The 18,380-nt window shown below is 56.2% G+C and carries 13 protein-coding genes; 4 read left to right on the top strand and 9 right to left on the bottom strand.

The window, feature by feature from the left end; genetic code table 11:
* Positions 1 to 39: 39 nt before the first annotated feature.
* Both ACJO3M_RS15645 and ACJO3M_RS15640 read right to left on the bottom strand, forming a co-directional pair.
* On the bottom strand, positions 40 to 1,446 hold the full coding sequence (locus ACJO3M_RS15645; RefSeq protein ID WP_407002318.1) for a mannose-1-phosphate guanylyltransferase/mannose-6-phosphate isomerase: 1,407 nt from the start codon (positions 1,444 to 1,446) through the stop codon (positions 40 to 42).
* Positions 1,447 to 1,537: 91 nt separating this feature from the next.
* Positions 1,538 to 1,978, bottom strand: a complete 441-nt coding sequence (locus ACJO3M_RS15640; protein WP_407002317.1) for a VOC family protein — start codon at positions 1,976 to 1,978, stop codon at positions 1,538 to 1,540.
* A gap of 131 nt (positions 1,979 to 2,109) precedes the next feature.
* Between ACJO3M_RS15640 and ACJO3M_RS15635 the strand changes: the two genes are divergently transcribed.
* The 4 genes from ACJO3M_RS15635 (at position 2,110) to ACJO3M_RS15620 (ending at position 6,410) form a co-directional block, all read left to right on the top strand.
* Positions 2,110 to 2,535, top strand: a complete 426-nt coding sequence (locus tag ACJO3M_RS15635) for a hypothetical protein (protein ID WP_407002316.1) — start codon at positions 2,110 to 2,112, stop codon at positions 2,533 to 2,535.
* Positions 2,536 to 2,602: 67 nt separating this feature from the next.
* Complete coding sequence (locus tag ACJO3M_RS15630; RefSeq protein WP_407002315.1) at positions 2,603 to 3,490, top strand: DUF1853 family protein; 888 nt, start codon at positions 2,603 to 2,605, stop codon at positions 3,488 to 3,490.
* A 52-nt stretch (positions 3,491 to 3,542) separates the two neighbouring features.
* Positions 3,543 to 5,420: an MFS transporter gene (locus ACJO3M_RS15625; RefSeq protein WP_407002314.1), complete on the top strand. Its 1,878-nt coding sequence runs from the start codon at positions 3,543 to 3,545 to the stop codon at positions 5,418 to 5,420.
* A 141-nt stretch (positions 5,421 to 5,561) separates the two neighbouring features.
* The gene (locus ACJO3M_RS15620; RefSeq protein ID WP_407002313.1) at positions 5,562 to 6,410 is read left to right on the top strand and encodes a substrate-binding periplasmic protein; all 849 of its coding nucleotides are present in this window, start codon (positions 5,562 to 5,564) and stop codon (positions 6,408 to 6,410) included.
* 101 nt (positions 6,411 to 6,511) lie between these two features.
* Here the strand turns inward: ACJO3M_RS15620 and ACJO3M_RS15615 are convergent, their stop codons facing one another.
* From ACJO3M_RS15615 to ACJO3M_RS15585, 7 genes are all read right to left on the bottom strand, one after another.
* On the bottom strand, positions 6,512 to 8,665 hold the full coding sequence (locus tag ACJO3M_RS15615; RefSeq protein WP_407002312.1) for a hypothetical protein: 2,154 nt from the start codon (positions 8,663 to 8,665) through the stop codon (positions 6,512 to 6,514).
* Between the two features lie 188 nt (positions 8,666 to 8,853).
* Complete coding sequence (locus ACJO3M_RS15610) at positions 8,854 to 9,111, bottom strand: hypothetical protein (RefSeq protein ID WP_407002311.1); 258 nt, start codon at positions 9,109 to 9,111, stop codon at positions 8,854 to 8,856.
* A 233-nt stretch (positions 9,112 to 9,344) separates the two neighbouring features.
* A complete protein-coding gene (locus tag ACJO3M_RS15605; protein ID WP_407002310.1) occupies positions 9,345 to 9,743 on the bottom strand; it encodes a hypothetical protein in 399 nt (132 codons plus the stop codon).
* Positions 9,744 to 10,307: 564 nt separating this feature from the next.
* Positions 10,308 to 10,595 carry a hypothetical protein gene (locus tag ACJO3M_RS15600; protein ID WP_407002309.1) on the bottom strand — a complete coding sequence of 96 codons (288 nt, stop codon included), beginning with the start codon at positions 10,593 to 10,595 and terminating at the stop codon, positions 10,308 to 10,310.
* Positions 10,595 to 15,502: an RHS repeat-associated core domain-containing protein gene (locus tag ACJO3M_RS15595; protein WP_407002308.1), complete on the bottom strand. Its 4,908-nt coding sequence runs from the start codon at positions 15,500 to 15,502 to the stop codon at positions 10,595 to 10,597. Before ACJO3M_RS15595 ends, ACJO3M_RS15600 begins: the two co-directional genes overlap by 1 nt.
* A gap of 14 nt (positions 15,503 to 15,516) precedes the next feature.
* On the bottom strand, positions 15,517 to 16,299 hold the full coding sequence (locus tag ACJO3M_RS15590; protein ID WP_407002307.1) for a DUF4123 domain-containing protein: 783 nt from the start codon (positions 16,297 to 16,299) through the stop codon (positions 15,517 to 15,519).
* Positions 16,292 to 18,355 carry a type VI secretion system Vgr family protein gene (locus ACJO3M_RS15585; RefSeq protein WP_407002306.1) on the bottom strand — a complete coding sequence of 688 codons (2,064 nt, stop codon included), beginning with the start codon at positions 18,353 to 18,355 and terminating at the stop codon, positions 16,292 to 16,294. The genes ACJO3M_RS15590 and ACJO3M_RS15585 overlap by 8 nt, the downstream gene beginning before the upstream one ends.
* Positions 18,356 to 18,380 lie beyond the last annotated feature (25 nt).

Raw genomic sequence — 18,380 nt, 5'->3', positions numbered from 1 at the left:
CCGCCCATCCCGGGCAGCCAGATTCATAAATCGGCTCAATCAAACGCGGTTATAGGTGTCCTCGAAGCGGACAATGTCATCTTCCCCCAGATAGCTCCCGGTCTGGACTTCGATCAGCTCCAGCGGAATCACACCGGGGTTGGTCAGCCTGTGGGTGACACCCAGAGGAATATAGGTGGACTGGTCTTCAGTCAGCAACAGGGTTTCCTCTCCCCGATTCACCGTGGCGGTGCCCTTGACCACGACCCAGTGCTCTGCCCGGTGATGGTGCTTCTGGAGCGAGAGGGACGCACCGGGATTCACCGTAATCCGCTTGACCTGAAAGCGCTCACCCATGGCAATCCCCTCATAGGTGCCCCAGGGCCGATGCACTTTCTTGTGAAAACGGTGCTCCAGGCGTCCCTGGGCCTTCACCTGCGCCACCAGCTTCTTGACATCCTGAACGCGGTTGCGATCGGCCACCAGAACAACGTCATCGGTTTCCACAATGACATGATCACTGACCCCCAGCGCCGCGATCAGCCGGCCTTCGGAATGAATATAGGAGCCGGAGACATCCTCGGTAATCACATCGCCGCGACACACGTTGCCCTGACTGTCCTGCGGCTGGATTTCCCAGAGTGCAGACCAGGAGCCAACATCCGACCAGCCGGCATCCAGCGGGACAACCACGGCGTCGTCGGTTTTTTCCATCACGGCATAGTCAATGGAATCATCCGGGCAACTCTCGAAGGCTGCCTTACCGACGCGAGTAAAATCCATATCGATCTGTTTTTGCTGCCAGGCTTCGCGACAGGCCTTCAGCATCTCGGGCTTGTGGGTTCCGAGCTCCTGCAGATACCGGTCCGCCCTGAACAGGAACATGCCACTGTTCCAGAAGTAATCGCCTTCGGCTAGGTAGCGCTCGGCTGTTGTCTCGTCCGGCTTCTCAACGAAGGCGGCAACCTCCTGATAACCATTCTTCCGTGCGCCAGCTTTGATGTAACCATAACCGGTGTGCGGTGAGGCAGGAACGACACCAAAAGTCACCAGCTTGCCGGAACGGGCTGCATCGGCGCCTTTCTGCACCGCCTCACGGAACGCCGTAAGATTTTTCAGCACGTGATCGGAGGGCATCACCAACAACAACTCTTCCGGATTGTCCTCGGCGGCGGCCAGGGCTGCCAACGCAATCGCAGGCGCTGTGTTGCGGCCTACCGGCTCAAGAATGATGCCTGCGGTGCGATCAGCCGCCTGGGCATGGAGCTGGGCCGCCACCACAAAACGGTGGTCCTCATTGGTGATCGCCATCACCCGGGCGCGGTTATCCAGCATCAGCCCCCGCTCAATGGTCTCCGCCAGCAGGGAATCATCAGACACTACCGGCAAAAACTGCTTGGGGTACGCTTCACGGGAAAGCGGCCAGAGCCGGGTTCCTGAGCCACCGGAAAGAATCACTGCAAGCATGTGTCATCCTTGGTTGAATGTTTCGCGAATTCTAGCGTAAAGCCGCCTGGTTTCCCATTGCGGCCCCGTCATCTCTACTGACCTGCCGCCCTCACCATGTCCCGGTATTTTCCATGCTGGCCCAGGGCTCCCTGGGCTCCAGCGCTTCACCTTGCTGCAGCAATTCGATGGAAATGCCATCCGGCGAACGCACAAACGCCATGTGTCCATCCCGGGGTGGCCGATTAATGGTGACGCCATTGGCCTGTAGGTGCTCACACAGGGCATAGATATCGTCCACCCGATAGGCAAGATGCCCAAAATTGCGACCGCCGCTGTATTCCTCGGGATCCCAGTTGTACGTCAACTCGATCATCGGTGCCTTGTCCTCCCCTGCGCGGGCTTCGTCTTCAGGCGCAGCCAGGAAGACCAGGGTAAAACGCCCCTTCTCGCTGCTCTTGCGGTTCATTTCCTTCAAACCGAGCAGATCACAGAAAAAATGCAGGGATTCGTCGAGGTTACTGACACGAATCATGGTATGGAGATATTGCATGGTGATTCTCCTGATTAAATTCACTTGAGCGTATGTGCGGTAACGCCTACCCTTCATACGCGGATATAGGGAAGTTATCCGCTGTTGTACATCAACCACAACCCATGAATCCAGGGAAAGGAGCAGACATTATGTCCGACCAACCCATTACTTCCATCATGATTATCGCCTCCACCGCCCGCATGAAGTACGCCGGGTCCGACATGTACGCAGAGATCATGATTCCGGGTGTTGCAGCCACAGAGGCCGCCCTGCCTGGCAATAAGGGCGAGACCAGAGTGTTCACCATCGGTGCCAGTGGCACCAAAAAAGCCAGCGAAATATCCCCGGCGGATATTTCCATCAGCACCGAGCCACCCAACGAAGGCAATGCCTGGCTCCCCTCGGCCCTCTATATTCTCGGCAAAGGGGACTCCAGCGATTACCAGGTGATCTGTGCCATTCCGGAGTGGCCGGAGCAGGTGTGGCTGAGCCAGGATCCGAACGACCACTACCTCCCCGACGCTGTCCCGGGCATAAGCCTGGACCTGGTACTGAAAGCCCTCAACCCGGCCTGACCTCACAGCTGTTCCGTCGTCAGGATTAGCGTATGCTTTGGGGATGACTGCTTCTGCACGATCCCCGATGATCTTCAAAACGCCTGCGGTTCGCCATCTGGCCTGGATGATGGCGGCACCGCAGTTACTATTCGATGAGCGTGTGTTTTGCCCGGCACACTACGCGACTGCCGAAGCCTTTCAGCGGCTACGGGAATGGGATCTGAGTCCGTCAGACGGACCGGAAATACTGTCCGAACAACCCAACCCCAGACTGGGATATCACTTCGAAAGACTGTACGAATGCCTGCTGACCGACCTGCTGGGCTGGACCGTATTGCTGAAGAACCAACAAATACGGCGGGAAAACCGAACCATCGGTGAGCTGGATTTTGTCGTACACAACCCCCACGAACTCCGTACCGAACATCATGAAATTGCGGTGAAATACTACTTGGGTTTTCCATCCGCCAACGGGCAGAACCGCTGGTATGGTCCCAATGCCAGAGACCGGCTGGACCTGAAAACCGACCATATGCTGCACCGCCAGAGCCATCTCACCAGTCAACCGGAAACCATACAGGTACTGAACGACCAGGGCATCAAAGGGCCGGTCACCACACGCATCTTTATGCCCGGCTATCTGTTCTACCCCGGCACTACCCACATTCAGGCGCCAGATACCGTGCCGGAAAACCACCTCCGGGGCCGCTGGATGTATCTGAGTGAGGTACAGCCCGACATCACCAAACACTGGGTTCCGCTGAACAAACCGCATTGGCTTGGGCCCTGGCTGCAGCAGGAAGCGCCTGTCGCGTCCCACGTACAACAGGCGCTGAATACCGTCTCCGCCAACAGGATGCCGCGTCTGTTCGCAGAACTGGAACACTGCGAACAGGACGGTGACTGGCAGGAAACCTCTCGCATATTTGTGGTGCCCGACACCTGGCCGACACCCGGCGCCCTGATTCAGTAACCGGTTTGTGGCAGAATGTTCCTCGCCAACTAAACGACGATGGATACACATCATGGATGATCACAGCCAGTTCCGGCTACTTTCCGAGCGACGATTTCTGCCGTTCTTCCTGACACAGTTCTCCGGGGCGTTTAACGACAACCTGTTCCGCAATGTCCTGTTGCTGCTGATCACCTACACCGCCGGTGGCCTGCTAGGCCTGCCCATTGATGTGGTGGTGAATGTCGCGGCCTTCCTGTTTATCCTGCCCTTTTTCCTGTTTTCCGGCATCGCTGGTCAACTGGCGGACAAGTACGAAAAATCCCGGGTGATTCGCTGGGTAAAACTCGCGGAAATCGCCATCATGGCACTGGCTGCCGCCGGGCTCTGGCACGGCTGGTACGAATCGCTCCTGCTGCTGTTGTTCCTGATGGGGGTGCAATCCACGTTCTTCGGCCCGGTGAAGTACGCCATCCTGCCCCAGGTGCTAAAGGACGATGAACTGGTGGGCGGGAACGCCCTGGTGGAAATGGGAACCTTCGTGGCCATTCTGGTGGGCACGCTGGCTGCGGGCCTGTTAATGGGCAGCAATCAGCCGGAGAAACTCGCCGCCATCGGGGTTGTGGTTCTGGCGGTGTTTGGCTACCTGGCGGCACGACAGGTACCGGTTACCGGAGCAACCAATCCCGGAATGACCATTCACCTTCGCCCCCTCCGGGAAACCTGGAACCTGATGCGCCTGGCCGCGGAAAACCATTCCGTGCTGCTGTGCATCATGGCGATCTCCTGGTTCTGGTTCCTGGGCGCCGCCTATCTCACCCAGTTCCCCAGCTTTGCACAGACCGACCTGATGGGCGACGAGACCGTCGTCACCCTGCTGCTGGCGATTTTCACCATAGGTATTGCACTGGGCTCAGTGGCTTGTGAGCGGCTTTCCGGCCATCGGATCGAACTGGGCATCGTACCCATTGGCTCCCTCGGCATCAGCCTGTTCGGCCTTGACCTCTTCTTCAACATGCCCGCCAACCCGGTGCCGACCGACTGGTGGATGATGATCAGCGACAGCCAGCACCGACAAGTGGCTATTGATCTGCTGGGTATCGGCTTCTTTGGCGGTCTGTTCATCGTGCCACTTTACGCCTTCGTGCAGCGGGAAACCCCAGAGGCCCGGCGGGCCCGCGTGATTGCAGCGCTGAACGTCTTCAACGCCCTGTTCATGGTGGTCAGCGCCATTATGGGCATCCTGATGCTGGGCGTTATCGGGCTCAGTATTCCCGAGTTCTTCCTGGTGCTATCCATCATGAACCTGGTGGTGGCGGGATTTGTGTACCAGCAGGTGCCGGAATTCGCGCTCCGGTTTATCGTATGGGTGCTCTCTCACACCATCTATCGGGTTCGCCACGAAGGCTTGCACCGCATACCTGAGGAAGGCCCGGTGTTACTGGTCTGCAACCACGTCACCTACATGGACGCACTGGTCATCGCTGGTGCAGTAAGGCGGCCAGTCCGGTTCGTGATGGACTACCAGATCTTCAAAACGCCGATACTCGGCGCCATTTTCAGGCTCGCCAAGACCATTCCCATCGGCTCCCGCAACCGGGTGCCGGAGATCTATGACGCCGCTTTCGAGCGCATTGACGAAGAGCTGGACGCAGGAAACGTGGTTTGCATCTTCCCCGAGGGGCGACTGACCTCCGATGGCGAAGTGGCCACCTTCCGCAGTGGAGTCGAAATTATCCTGGAGCGCAGGCCCGTACCTGTTGTGCCCATGGCATTACGCGGCTTGTGGGGGAGCTTCTTCAGCCACTGCGGCGGACCGGCTCTGAGACACTTCCCCAGGCGGTTCTGGTCGCGGATTGAATTGCTGGCAGGAGATCCCTTACCGGCAGAGCAGGCAAGCGCTGAACGACTGGAAGAAACCGTGAAAAATCTGAAGGGAAACAGCCGCTAAACACTGCCTCTGCAACAGAGTTGTAAAGAGCCGGCGCCATGCTACTCTTTGGATAGAACCAATTGACGCTCTCTCTTCACGGTGGTGCCTCGCACGCAGGACGGTATTGTCCAGCCAGCACCGCCATGCCTGGATGGAAAAATGCATTTGCAAGGACTGCTCAGTAGCAACCGGTTCGTGAATCGACTTCGCAACCTGCTTTTGGCTGGGGCGCTACTCTGCACCCTGGCGCCGAACCTGAAAGCCGACGAGCCCGTCCCGGGCGTGCGACTCACCAACGGGCACTGGCCCCCATACATGGAGAACACCCCTCCACATTACGGGGTGATTTCACACATCGTCACTTTGGCCTTTGCCAAACACGATACACCAGTAACCTATGGCTTCTTCCCCTGGTCCCGGGCCCGCATGCTGGCAGCAAAAGGCGTGTGGGACGGCTCGGTAGCCTGGACCTGCCGCCCGGAAATGCTCAAGCAATTCCACTTCAGCGACCCCATCGTGGCTCACAACTATGCCCTGTTCCACCGCACGAGCATGGACTTTGACTGGGACAACGTAAAAGACCTGGAAAGCTATCGTATGGGCCTGACCCAAGACTACAACTACGGTGAAGAATTCGAGGAAGCCGTGGCCGCCGGCACCATCAGTGCGGATGTAACCACCTCGGACCGGGCCAACCTCCGCAAACTGGCCGCTGGACGAATCGACCTGTTCCCCATGGAACCGGCCGTGGGCATGGGAATGCTCAAGAAATTAAACCTGAGCGACAAAATCACCTTCCACACCACCCCGCTGCAGTCGGACTACCTTTACCTGATCCTGTCGCGGCGAGTGCCAGACAGCGAGCGGTATCTGGAGGCATTCAACGAAGGGTTGAACGAGCTGCGGGAGTCCGGCCGGCTTGAAGAGTTGATTACGACCTCGCTGCCGGATTTGCCGGTTCGGTATTTGGTGGTGGAGGATGGGGATAAAGTGCAGTGTGTAGAGTGAGAGTCTCCAGCAGGTTCAGGTGTTCCTTGTGCTGCGCCTCAATAGAATCATAATTCCAGAGGCGCAGCAGGTGTCAATTCGATGGCAATTTAGCGACTACGTCACTTAACCGGTGTGGGATAGTTCACCGATGCAATATCCCCCCAAAAACGGACCACGGCACCACCGCCCTCAAGCCGTTCAAGCGGCTCACCGTTACGATCATGCCAGAAGGGTACCAACGCCCCGCCATCCTGATCGTATGCGACCAGGGGAAGGTGCTTGAGATCGAAGGTCGACTGCACGTTCAGCAGATCCTCCAACAGTTCTTCACTGATCTGCAGTGTGCCTCTGGCAACTTGCTCCAGCTGATACGCATCACCGGACGACGTAACTGGCAGAGCAGCGCGCTCCATCCGATAAGAGGGGGCGTTACTGCTATCAGGCTTTAAATCAAAACGTGGCACATTCCCCCGATACAACGTTCGCTGCCCCACTACCTCACCGCCATTCATCGTTGTCCTGGCAGCGGGGGCAGAGAAGGTCATTTCCTCTGTTCGAGTGCTGTAGTAATGAAATTTGAGACGCTCTATCGGGTCGGCTTCCGTCCCGGTAAATTCAAATATAATCTCGCCGTCTTTTTCATGGGGAGGCATCATCGAGAGGCTCCGCATTAACGCCTCTGCCATAGCTTTCTTCCCGCCGCGTGGATCCATCGAGCCCAGGATTGACTCGAGCGTAGAATGCGTCATCCGCAGGCCAAACTGGGGCACAGGTTCGCCCGCTTTATCAACCGGATACCCCATGATGCGGGGCAGCTCGCCTAACGAAATCCCGCCAGTCTCAGACACACGAATACGCACCGTCCTAGAGTTCCACTCATCAATAGACAGCTTCAGGCCAGCCTCTTTCAACTCCTTCACTGTCTCGTTCTGATCCAGGAAGGCTGAATACATCTGATCTGGCGTGGTCACCGGTACATCGAGTTCGATCACATCGATCAACGCCAACTGGTCATCCGTCAAGTCCTGACGAAGGAAGGGCACCCGGTCAGAGTCAGGCCGCCCCCGGCTACTAGCCGGCTTAAGCAACGTGAAGTCGGGATTCGGCAATATATCTTCCTGTATCGGCTTTCCTTCAGCATCAAACAACCGGACGCTTGCCACAGGATGAAACGTCGCCCGCTGCAGTTCAACGGAACTGAGTTGTGGCTCTAACCCCTTCCCTCGTCCGTATCCGTAATCTACCTGCTCAGGGCCGAACCACAACAACGTCCTCTCCAGCTTAGCGAGGGATTCCTCAGCGGTAGCTGGACCAAAGGGAGGTACGAAGTAGTCGTCAAAGATCGAACTTGATGTATCAACAGGTCGGGCTCGCAATGACATCTGCGCCATGGAAAGCAGCTTCTGGGTGTCCGGATCCTGTTCGACATTGGTCTGCCTGACAGTCAACTGGCTTGTCACCTGAAAGGTTGATCCTTTGTGATTCTGTCCGGCCACGATCTGCACACTGGCCCGCCGGGGCCAGCCGGTGTCACGCTCGAGTTCAAGATAGCCCGCCACTCGATAGGCATTTGCAGTTAAGTCCTCACCTGCCGACTCGGCGTCCGTGTCAGCAGGGCCAAACGTCAGGGTAACCGTTTGCTCATCCAGATGACTCACTTCAAATTGCAGCCCCGTCAAGGTTGAGCCACCCAGTTCCTGGTCCGGTGTCTGCCAGGACAATCCCGACGTCAGCTCTTCATCAGGGACCTGAGCTGGATACCATGAGAAAAGACCGAGGCTCCTGAGCAGGATGGTCTGCAATACCTCTGGCCGGTCTTTGACGCTATCGAGCGAATCGAGTGCGTCCTGGTTCCGGTAGGAAATATCGATGGGCACCGCTTGAGTGCTGACCCGCTCAACCACTCCGGACTGCAGGAAACCCGCCAGCAGCTTCATGTCCGCGCTTTGGCGCTCACCCCGCTCGGTATCCACAAGGGCTCGGCCCCGCGACCTCTCCACCGCCTTGACGGCGCCGGTTTGCAGTTCAACAACGCCATCCCGGACATTCAGGACTTCACTGCGCAGAACGCTGCTCATCCTGGTGGAGGCTCCGCGCCTGCCAGCCTTACCCGGCAAACCAATCTCCGTGGTCTGTTCAATCGAGAAGTAGCGAACATCCCCAACCGGGGGATTGAAGGCAGGGTTATCTACGGCAGGGGTACTTTCAGAAAACACCCAAAAAACGGCAATACCCAGTATAAGAGCGCAGGTCAGCGCACCAATGATTCTCATCGTTAAATTCCTCTCCTTGGATTATTGAATCCCTCCGGATCCTCGTTTCAAATCAGTTTTCAGTCCGCTTTGGGCGGTAGTGTGAGCTCGAATGTACCAGCTATTCCACTCTGTAGCCGAATAGCGAGCTCGACCTGCTGTCGAGTGAGGACTGTAAGGCCTATTAACACAGATTTCTTTACAGGTTTTCAGCAGGGCATATTCATCAGGGTTTCTCTCAGGAATTCAACTCCGGCATCACTTTGAAGGCACCCCCTCGGGGTTTTATCGTTTAACGCTGGTACAGACTTATCTAGCCAATTAATTGCTTTAGTCCCAAAGTGAAAATGTATTACCCTAACCAGGTCTTCGTCCTCGATGATAGAAAGAAGGTGTTTTACCGTTGGACTATCTGAATCAATGTCAGGCATCACGTCAACATAACTTTCCCACTGAGCCTTGTTCATTGGAGAGCCTCCTCGATTCCCTCAAACGCAACTAGATTCGAACCATTGGCTCCTCTTCGGGTGCGAGATGAAAGAGCTCCGTTCTCTCATGGTCAAAGGGCAAGATCTGACCTGTTATTTCTTCTTTCTCATAGCTGATCGGGATAGCTCACTTCTCTCTTAATTGGGGAAAGGAGTAGGGTTTTCCCGCTATCTGTATATACCGATTGTAAATATTTTACATTAATTACTAGTCAACTTTTCAAAGAATCAAGCCATGATTTATAGAAACTCTCCTGCTCTTCAGGGGATGCTATCCGGCTATCATCACATCTATCAAATATATTAACCATATCAGTTCGCCTTGCTGGCTCCCCTACGGTGAGCTGATAAGCCATCACACCACCTCCCATATTTCTGGACATAGCGGAAGGGTATACATCTCGTCTTGCGCCATGACACATTATAAGCGCCCCCTTTTTTTCCAGCTTATTTCTCAAATTTATTAGCGCATCAAAGAGGTCATCTCCATCTGACCTTACGACCACACCTTCTTCGTCATACAAAACCACAGACCATGGAGGCGAATCCGTATAGCTTATATTTGCCGGGGTAATTTTATCTTCGAACTTAATATCAACAGACTTTTCCATAAATTAGTTACGACCATTCAAGTTTATCATAATGTGATATTTCGAAGGGTTGTATAGGTATTGAGGCCAGCTCTCTAGTTGAGCAACGCCCAGCACCAGATCACAATGGACGCCATTAAAATGTTAGAAATAGACAAGAAGAAATCTATTAGCTCGCCCAGCTCTTAGCAAATGAAAACCTATTACCTAGTGATCTTCAATTAAAAATTCATACTAATTCTTCCATGCAATAGTTTTATATGAGCCTTTCACTAATCCAATTTCATGGTAGTACTCAATTAGCTCAGAAGGGCTCCAATCACGTCCCTTTGAAAAAAGGGCTCCCTGTCAGTAAGATCTTCAATTAATTTTATTCTATCTTTATCATCAGTTATGGGCCTACGAAAACAACAACCGTCTTCTGTAAATCCGAGTCTCACCAAGCTTTTCCCAATAGACTCATCCTCGACATGAAGAACTGCTGTATTTCCCGCAATATCCTTAACAATGACCCTATCACTTGGAACTAGCATTAAATCTACTGACCTCTAATATCAGCGCATGCCGTAGTGTGCGCCATTAAAACTAACTGCTCAGCAAGAATTCTTCAAAATCAACAAGAGACACAGTTTTATAGTCCACGAAGTTTACTCTATTCCACGCTTCGCCAACTCCAGCAGCCGACAGAGCATTAACTTTTTCAGGAATATTTGGAAACACCTCAATAAGAGGGTAGTCGTTTCTCATATCAACTACCTTCGCAAAGGTTTTTTCACATTCTTCCGCCCCACATCTGAAAAACTGCATCCATAAATCATGCTTGATTGTTACCGGACTTAGTTTCGCTCCACAGTTCGGACAATAATAACTCATTAGAAACTCCTCACTGGCGCCCAACCACTCCCTGGGATGAACTTCATTATCATGCTGCCTTTAGGCATTTCCCCTCCTCCCGGCACTGTCACTTCAGTTATATGTGGATTAAGTATCCAGAAATCGTCACCACGGACAGCGGTATGCCCTGCACCTTCAAGAAAATGCACATTTGCACCACCGTCCGTTGCTTGTGGTACAGATGTTTCAAGCCCTTTCATCGGAACAACAGTAGCGTAGATATCACCGCCATTGTTAGCAGCCTTTACAACACTTGGAGCCAATCCAGATTCCATCGCCAATTGACTCTTAGAAGTGGCGTTGAATGCTTGGTCAGCCGGTGATAACCAAGCTTTACCTCCTGGCGGGCCTAGAGTCATTTCTTTTAAGCCAGATAAAAATTGATATACATCCTCGTCATACATCGAGATTCCGTAACCCCTCATTTGCTTTGCGGCAAAAGCAGGGTCATAGAGCGCCAGCTGACTACCATTTGAATCCGGCCCATTTTTCGGCTCCGACGCCAACCCCAACGGATCCACCCACCCCGTGGGATTTGGAACATACTGGTAGTTATTCAACCCACCCGCAAGCCCAATCGGGTCCGGGGTCAGGAAACGTCCGGTGTTGGGATTGTAGTACCGGTGGCGGTTGTAGTGCAGGCCGGTTTCCGGGTCGTGGTATTGACCCTGGAAACGGATCGGGTTGTCGATTTCATTGACCAGGGCGCGGACGACATTGCCGTAGGCGCGGTAAGTCACCGACCAGACCAGATCTCCCTGTGCATTGGTGATTTCCTGGGGTGTACCCAAGTGGTCCAGGTGGTAGTAATAAATGATGGCCTGTTCCGGGCCGTAGCCGTCCACCAGTGCCAAGGGCTTGAAGGTGTCTGGCTCGTAGATGTAGGTGCGGTACTGGTCGCCGGTTTCTTCGGCGATCAGGCGGTCGCCCTGCCAGAGGAATTCGGTCCGGGTCAGGCCGTTGGTTTTGGCGATGCGGCGGCCGAAGGCGTCGTATTCGTAGTGCCAGGTGCTGCCGTCCGGTTTGGTGACGCTGATCAGTCTGTGTTCGCAGTCGTAGGTGTAGCGGGTAACCAGTTTGTGGTCTTTGCCACGGCGTTCTTCGGTCAGATTGCCGAATTCGTCGTATTCGTAGTGGCAGTCGCCGTGCATGGTGAGGCGGTTGCCGCGTACATTGGCGGTATTTCCTCTGGCCGGGCTCTGGCTTTGTTCCAGCAGGTTGCCGGCCGGGTCGTGGATCAGCTGTTCGTACAGGTCGCCGCGCACGCCAACCAGCCGGTCCATCGGATCATAGACGTATTCCCGCAGGCCTTTGCGGCTATCCTGGATAGCTTTGAGGTTGCCGTTGGGATCGTACTGGTAATCCCGCTGGGCGGCGATGCCCTTGATGCGGCCCTGATGAATGCGGTGCTGGGTCAGGCGGCCTTCTTCGTCGTAAACGTAGGCGCTCAACAAGTCGCCCTGTTGCCGCTCCATTTCCTCGCCGGTGGCTGCCATACGATGGCGGGTCAGCGGCTGGCCGTTCAGGTCGATGCCAGACAGCAGGCCGGATTTGTCGTGCTGGTAGGCCAGTGCCTGGCCATCGGGCAACACCATACCGCTCAGGCGGTCCATGTCATCGTAGCGATATTGAAGGGTGGCCCAGCCTTGGTGCTCCGTTTTCAACAGCCCAAACTCGTCGTACTTAAAGGCCAGCGGCCAGTGGCCATCGTCCACACCAGTCAGCTTGCCGTCGGCGTTGTAGCCGTACTGGATTTCACGACCGTCTGGCAGCACTTTTTTCAGTAGCTGCCCGAGTTCGTCCCGCTCATAAGCCGTGGTTTGCAGGACATCGCTGGAGGTGCCGTACTCGGCTTTCTCAATCAAATGGCCGTTCAGGTCGTACTGGTAGGCGGTACGATGACCGTCAAAAGCCCTTTCCTGTTTGACCAGGCCATTCGGGTAATAGTCGATGCGGTACTCTTCACCCCGTTCGTTCTCGATATGGGTGAGCAGGAAGCGGTGATGATCATAGCGGTAGCGCAGCTCGCTGCCGTCCGGGTTGATGCGCCGGGTCAGCAGGTGGAGGTTGTTGCCGTATTCGTAACGGGTTTCCCGTCCCTTCTCGTCAACAAAGCGCGTCACCTTGTTGTAGTGGTTGTAGTGATACTGTCGGCGCCGGTTGCCGGAGAGAATCTCCTCGGTCACCCGCCCCAGGCCATCGTACTGGTAACGGGTGATGGCACCCCGGGCGTCTTTCTTGGCCAATAGCTGGCCGAACTCATCGTACCGGTATTGGTAGAAAGCGCCGGTGGGCGTGGTTTCCTCGATCAGTTGGCCGTGGCTGTTCCAGCCCCATTTGTGGGTTCGGCCATCGGGCAGGTTTACCTGGGTCAGCTGTCCCTGCGGGTTGTAGCTGTAGCGGGTTACCCGCCCCTTAGGATCAGTTTCACGTTCAAGGTCGCCCTGGCGGGTGTAATCAAACGCCCAGGTCTGGCCGTTGCGGTGGATTTCCGCGATGCGGCCCTTGCGATAGGTGAACAGAATGGGCTGACCGTCCGGCCCGATTTTGCCCTGGAGGCGGCCATTCTTATCGTACTGATATTCCGTGCGCGCCCCCACGGGATCAACGGTGGCTTGCAGGCGGCCATTATCATCGTATTCGCTGACGTGTTTGGCGCCGTCCGGGTCGATCTTCTCCTGCAGCTGGGCACTACCATCGTAATGCCAGATTTCCTTGCTGCCGTCGACGTAGCTAACGGTGCAGTTGTGATTGTCGTCGTCCCACTCAAACCGGGTATCGACCTGCGCGCTGTCACCCCATTGGTGAACACAACGCCCCTTGGGCGAAGCTTCGTCCCAGGCCAGATAGAAGCTGTAACCGCCTGCCAGTTGGCGACTGGTCAGCATGTGGTTGTCGTAACCGTAACGCTCGGTGCCACCAACCGCATCTTCAGCGGCGATCAGGTCATCGTTGCTATCGTATTCGTAACGGCGCTCGGTTCGCAGTTGTTGCCACTGATAGCCCGTGTCTGTGAGCTTGCGGCGCAACAGGTTGACGACCTTGAGATAGCTCCCATCAAATTCGAATGCCAGGGCGTCGCCAGCGTCACTGACCAGTCGCTCAAGCTGGCCGTGGAGGTCGTATTCAACCTGGAGCTTGTTGCCATACCTATCCGATATCTTCGCCAGCACGCCATGATCACCCTCACGGCGGAAGTGGTAGCGTGGTGCTTTTTCCCCGGCGCAGGCAACGATGTGCTCACCCTCTTTCCAGGCAGCCATGCCGGTCTGGGAGTTGGTGCCAAAGGGGGCGCTGTCGAGTTCCGGCAAGCGGGTGTTCTTGCCCTCGTGGTCGTGCCAGGTAATGCTGTCGCCATCAAAGCTCAGGCTGTGGTTCAGGCTGTGGCGCCAGCCGTATCCCATATCCAGGCGGCGGTCACTGCTGCCTGAGCGATACACCCGCTTGAATTCGAAGGGCAACGGGCCGCTGAGGCGTGCATCGGTGAGCTCAAGCACCTCTTCACCGGTAACCGTGCTTATCGGGTCCTCCACGTTTGCCGTGGATTCGTTGTCCTGGGTAACCCGGCCCTGATCGGTTTGGGAGGGGGACGGTTCATCTCGAACCGCGGCGGTACTGGCTTCACTGGTTGCACCATGATCACGGCCGCCGGCCTGTAGATTCGCCACCTCATCGTTGTCAGCCATTTCCTGGTACACGGCATTGCGGTTACGTACATCCGTCCCGGGCTGGGTGCTGGACGGATTCAGGCGACTGCCCCCTGCAACCTGGATGGCACGGTGATTGGTGCCAATGTCTTCCATGAAATCCTGGAATTCTCTGGCGAACTGCCCGAGGAATTCACCCAGAATGTTTTTGCTGGCACGCGCACTGTCTGCCACATTCATCGCACTGGCAGCAGCTTTACTGCCAATGCGGGCGCCATATTTGGCTGCCAGGCCAGCACCGCCGGTAATGATCAGCCCGACGACGACATCGAACAGGATCTGCCCTACCAACTCACCAGACACTTCAGCAACCTGTGTCGGTGACAGCAAGCGGAAGTACTGGCGAACGGTGTACATCACAAGAAACAGGAAAATCTCATCATTCGCTACCAGACATGCCTTCAGATAGGCATCGTCGGCTTGTTTCAGGGTTTCCATCTGCTCCTGGAGCTCTTCCGGCAGGTTGCTAAAGTCATAATCCAGCAACCCGCAAATCACGTCATAAATACGACGGATATCGTCCAGCACCGCAGTAAATCCATCCGCGATACCTTCCTGAAGGCGCCCGTAGACGGCCAGCGACTGCTCCGTGGAACTCATTGACAGATAACTGTCCCACTCCTGGCGGGCTCCGTTGTTCCAAGTGGTCTCCAGCAGGGAGCAGCACCGGTCTATGAACCCTTCGTAGGTCGCGTAGAGGGCATCCATATCGGCCTGTGAGACGTCGGGAGACATCACCACCCGGTACTCTTTCCCGGGGGTTACCGGCACTTCCGCTATTCCATTTTCATCCGTGGTGCCACTGTGGATGGTGTCCCAACTATCGAACAGCCACCCTGTGTTCTCCTGGATTTCAAAAGGCGTGGAAGGGATCGGGGTCTTGCTCACGTTCTCGTGGAAATGAGCAATCTTGATCTTGCGCGTTTCCTCGCAGGGAGCCACCGTGGAGGAAACCACTTCGTCTTCACCGACGTCCTCACGGTTGGCCTCGCCATTAACCTCCAGGATCTGCTCATGCCCCATGAAGATTGATGAGAACCAACCCTCACGCCAGTCTTCATAGGAATTGGCAAGGGATTCCCGCAGTTCACGGGTAATGGCGTTGATATCCGGAAGGGCGCCAGAAACCTGATCAGAAGTCTGTTCTGAAGCCTGAAGAGCCGTCCTTGACTCGATCATTGATCCATCCTCACTCAGTATGCGCCCTGCGATGCCTCACGCATCAGGGCTTCATGTATGGTTTGCACGTGTTCCGGGGAGAGTTCCGTCACCACCTCTGCGCTGGTCAGCCGCCGTAAATGGCGCTCAACTTTCTGGCGGGCGATGGGCTCCGGATAGCGGCTTAGGGGAGATTGCTTTTTTTTGCCGAGGGCTGAGACGGTGTTGTCCACCAGTTGCCCCCAACAAAGGACTGCGATTTTTTTCAGGGTTTCCGCCGGCAGCGAAAACCACGGGAATTCCGGCTCCGGTTTTGGACCTGCCGGCGTTCCCGGGTGGTTGATAACCTCACCATCGGGCAACACGACAGATGCAACCGGTCCCATCAACTGGGCGAGGTGAGCCTCATCGACACTGCCGAGGATCGGACCAAAAAATCTGGCATCCCAATAGCGAAAAAACACCTCCTGCCCGTCCGGCAGGATAATCTTGGTCAGGCTGCGGATGTGGCCGAACACCTCTTCCAGCGAGGCGTCACTCACCAGTCCCCAGCCCCAATCGGTACTGTCGGTTTCGTCAATCCAGTTCAGGAACGCACTTGTGTCCATCACCTGCGCAAGAAACGGCATCACTTCCTGCCAACTGGCATATTGCGTGCCCTGGAACAGCGGGCGGGCTGTCAGCCCATCGGTCGCGTAGAAGTGGCGCACGGGTTTAGCTGCACTGGTACCGCTGAGCACAAGATAAACAGAACCTTTGTGGTCACGCTGTTCACAGAGGCTGTGAAGTTGGGTACGAAAATCCGACGGTTCAGACACTGCACACCCCATCACGACATTTAACACACTCTTCACAGAATGGTGTATCGGACATCAGGTTCTTAAACTGCGGCGCCGTAAGTGGCACCTCTGGCAGCATGGCTGGTTCAATAACCTGTTGCACCAGTCCCTCGAGGTCCTGCGGCATTCCCGGCATCACCACACCCTGCCCCGACCCACTACCCGGCGCACCACCGGAATTGATCTTGATGCCAGCACCCGCCAGCGTCACACCACTCGGATCCAGCTTCAGCAGACTGCCACCGGCGGATATAGTGAGTTCCGCACCCGCGTCCAGCACCACTTTGGCGCCGGCCTTATGGTGAACTTCGGTGCCGGCTTCGCTGAGGGTGCCCTTGCCGGATTTCTGGTGGAAGGTGCCGCCGATGTTCTGGCTGCAGTCGCCGCCGATGGCCTGGCGCTTTTCGCCATCTACGGTGCAGTGATCGTTGCCCTTGATGTGGGTGAAATCGTTATTCTCGACCGTTCGATGGCTGTCGTTCCTGACAACTTCGGTGCGGTTGTTTTCCGTCAGCAGGTCCAGGTCTTTCTGGGCGTGGGCGTAGATCTGTTGCTGGTCGGCTTCGTCCTCAAATCGCAACTCATTGCTGCCTTCGCCCTTGTGGGTCTGGGTTTTGAGGGTGGTTCTTGTCTTGTGCTCCGGCAGCGCATAGGGCGGTGTGTTGGTGGCATGGTAGGTGCGACCGGTAATGATCGGCTGGTCCGGGTCCCCGTCCAGGAAGGAGACGATGACTTCGTTGCCGATTCTTGGCAGTGCCATGAAGCCGTATTGTCCACCGGCCCAGTCCTGGCTGATTCGCAGCCAGGCGCTGCTGTGTTCGTCATTCTTGCTGTATCTGTCCCATGGGAAGCGGACTTTCACTCGGCCGTGTTCGTCGCAGTGGATCTCTTCGCCTTTCGGGCCGGTGACGATGGCGATCTGGGGGCCGTCCATCCGCGGGCGGTGTTGGATCTGTGGGCGCCAGGTGCGGTCCGCCGGGATGGCATTGAAGGCGTTGTGGTAGGTGGTGGCACCACTACCACCCTCTTCTTCCAGGGCCTGGGGCTGCTCGCCGGTATGGCTGATGCTGGTGAACAGCCATTCCCGGTTCAGAGCCTGGTTGTCGTGTTCGGTGAGTTCGACTTTGGCGCCCACGGTAAAGTCGGGGCGGTTGCTCTGGCCGTTGGCGGTGGCAGCGTCGTTTCTCAGGGCATCCAGGCGGCTTTCGGTGAACGGCTGGCCGCTGGCGTCGGCCTTGAAGCGGCCAGGGTAATCGTAGTGCTGGTAGTCTTCCCGGTGCTGGACATCGCCAGCCGCACTGTCGTGCATCAAGGCATAGGCGGGATTCCTGAAGGTGTAGTCCTTCATGGCCACAGAGGCGGCCTTGACCCTTTCCCGGTAACTGAATTGGAAGATGGCGCTCTGGCGGGTACTGCCACCGGCTTTGCCGTTGTATTCGGCGGACTCGAGCCTGGGGGCGTCGCCGTGGTGATCGGCGATGATCAGGGCCGGCTGTTCTTCGCCGTCTACTGAGCCGTGGTGGTAGCGGTAATGCCAGCCTTCCTCAGCGGCCAGCCGCTCCACAAACCCCAGGTCGCTTTCCCGGTGCTGGACGCAGTATTCCCGTTCTTCCGGGCGGCGTTTGAGGTCGAACACGGTATCGACGATGCCCCGCTCTTCCAGCAGGGTGCGCACGATGGCGTCGGTGGTCTGGGTCTGGAAGATGCGGCTGTTGTGCATCAGGCCCAGACGCCACAGCGGGGGCTGGATGATGAGTTCGTAGCGGGTGCGGCGGTGGCCGGAATCACCGCGGGCGAATTCGTTGACCACACCGGTGAAACGTCGCAAGGGCGCGCCGTCCTGCCAGACCACCAGGTCCACGGCCTGTTCCAGTACATCGACTGCCGCTACCGACGGGTCGGTGCTGGCCAGCTCAAGCTTGCCGTAAAACAGCTCGGAAAGGTTCTCGGTCAGCTCAAAGCCGACAACGGAAAAGTGATCAGAGGAAAATCCGCCAATGGTGGCGGTGAACTGCAGTCCGCTTGCCTGGGGCATGTCTTCGGTCCCTGAAGATAAAGTC

The organism is Marinobacter alkalisoli (genome assembly GCF_045449795.1).
In the GTDB taxonomy this organism is placed as follows: domain Bacteria; phylum Pseudomonadota; class Gammaproteobacteria; order Pseudomonadales; family Oleiphilaceae; genus Marinobacter.
The sequence above is the reverse complement of the archived record's forward strand: the minus strand, read 5'-3'. Positions and strand labels throughout refer to the sequence as shown.

What these genes read in the sequence shown, in the direction of transcription:
- ACJO3M_RS15645 (WP_407002318.1), bottom strand. Translation starts at nt 1,446, where the DNA reads ATGCTTGCAGTGATTCTTTCCGGTGGCTCAGGAACCCGGCTCTGGCCG.
- ACJO3M_RS15640 (WP_407002317.1), bottom strand. Translation starts at nt 1,978, where the DNA reads ATGCAATATCTCCATACCATGATTCGTGTCAGTAACCTCGACGAATCC.
- ACJO3M_RS15635 (WP_407002316.1), top strand. Translation starts at nt 2,110, where the DNA reads ATGTCCGACCAACCCATTACTTCCATCATGATTATCGCCTCCACCGCC.
- ACJO3M_RS15630 (WP_407002315.1), top strand. Translation starts at nt 2,603, where the DNA reads ATGATCTTCAAAACGCCTGCGGTTCGCCATCTGGCCTGGATGATGGCG.
- ACJO3M_RS15625 (WP_407002314.1), top strand. Translation starts at nt 3,543, where the DNA reads ATGGATGATCACAGCCAGTTCCGGCTACTTTCCGAGCGACGATTTCTG.
- ACJO3M_RS15620 (WP_407002313.1), top strand. Translation starts at nt 5,562, where the DNA reads ATGCATTTGCAAGGACTGCTCAGTAGCAACCGGTTCGTGAATCGACTT.
- ACJO3M_RS15615 (WP_407002312.1), bottom strand. Translation starts at nt 8,665, where the DNA reads ATGAGAATCATTGGTGCGCTGACCTGCGCTCTTATACTGGGTATTGCC.
- ACJO3M_RS15610 (WP_407002311.1), bottom strand. Translation starts at nt 9,111, where the DNA reads ATGAACAAGGCTCAGTGGGAAAGTTATGTTGACGTGATGCCTGACATT.
- ACJO3M_RS15605 (WP_407002310.1), bottom strand. Translation starts at nt 9,743, where the DNA reads ATGGAAAAGTCTGTTGATATTAAGTTCGAAGATAAAATTACCCCGGCA.
- ACJO3M_RS15600 (WP_407002309.1), bottom strand. Translation starts at nt 10,595, where the DNA reads ATGAGTTATTATTGTCCGAACTGTGGAGCGAAACTAAGTCCGGTAACA.
- ACJO3M_RS15595 (WP_407002308.1), bottom strand. Translation starts at nt 15,502, where the DNA reads ATGATCGAGTCAAGGACGGCTCTTCAGGCTTCAGAACAGACTTCTGAT.
- ACJO3M_RS15585 (WP_407002306.1), bottom strand. Translation starts at nt 18,355, where the DNA reads ATGCCCCAGGCAAGCGGACTGCAGTTCACCGCCACCATTGGCGGATTT.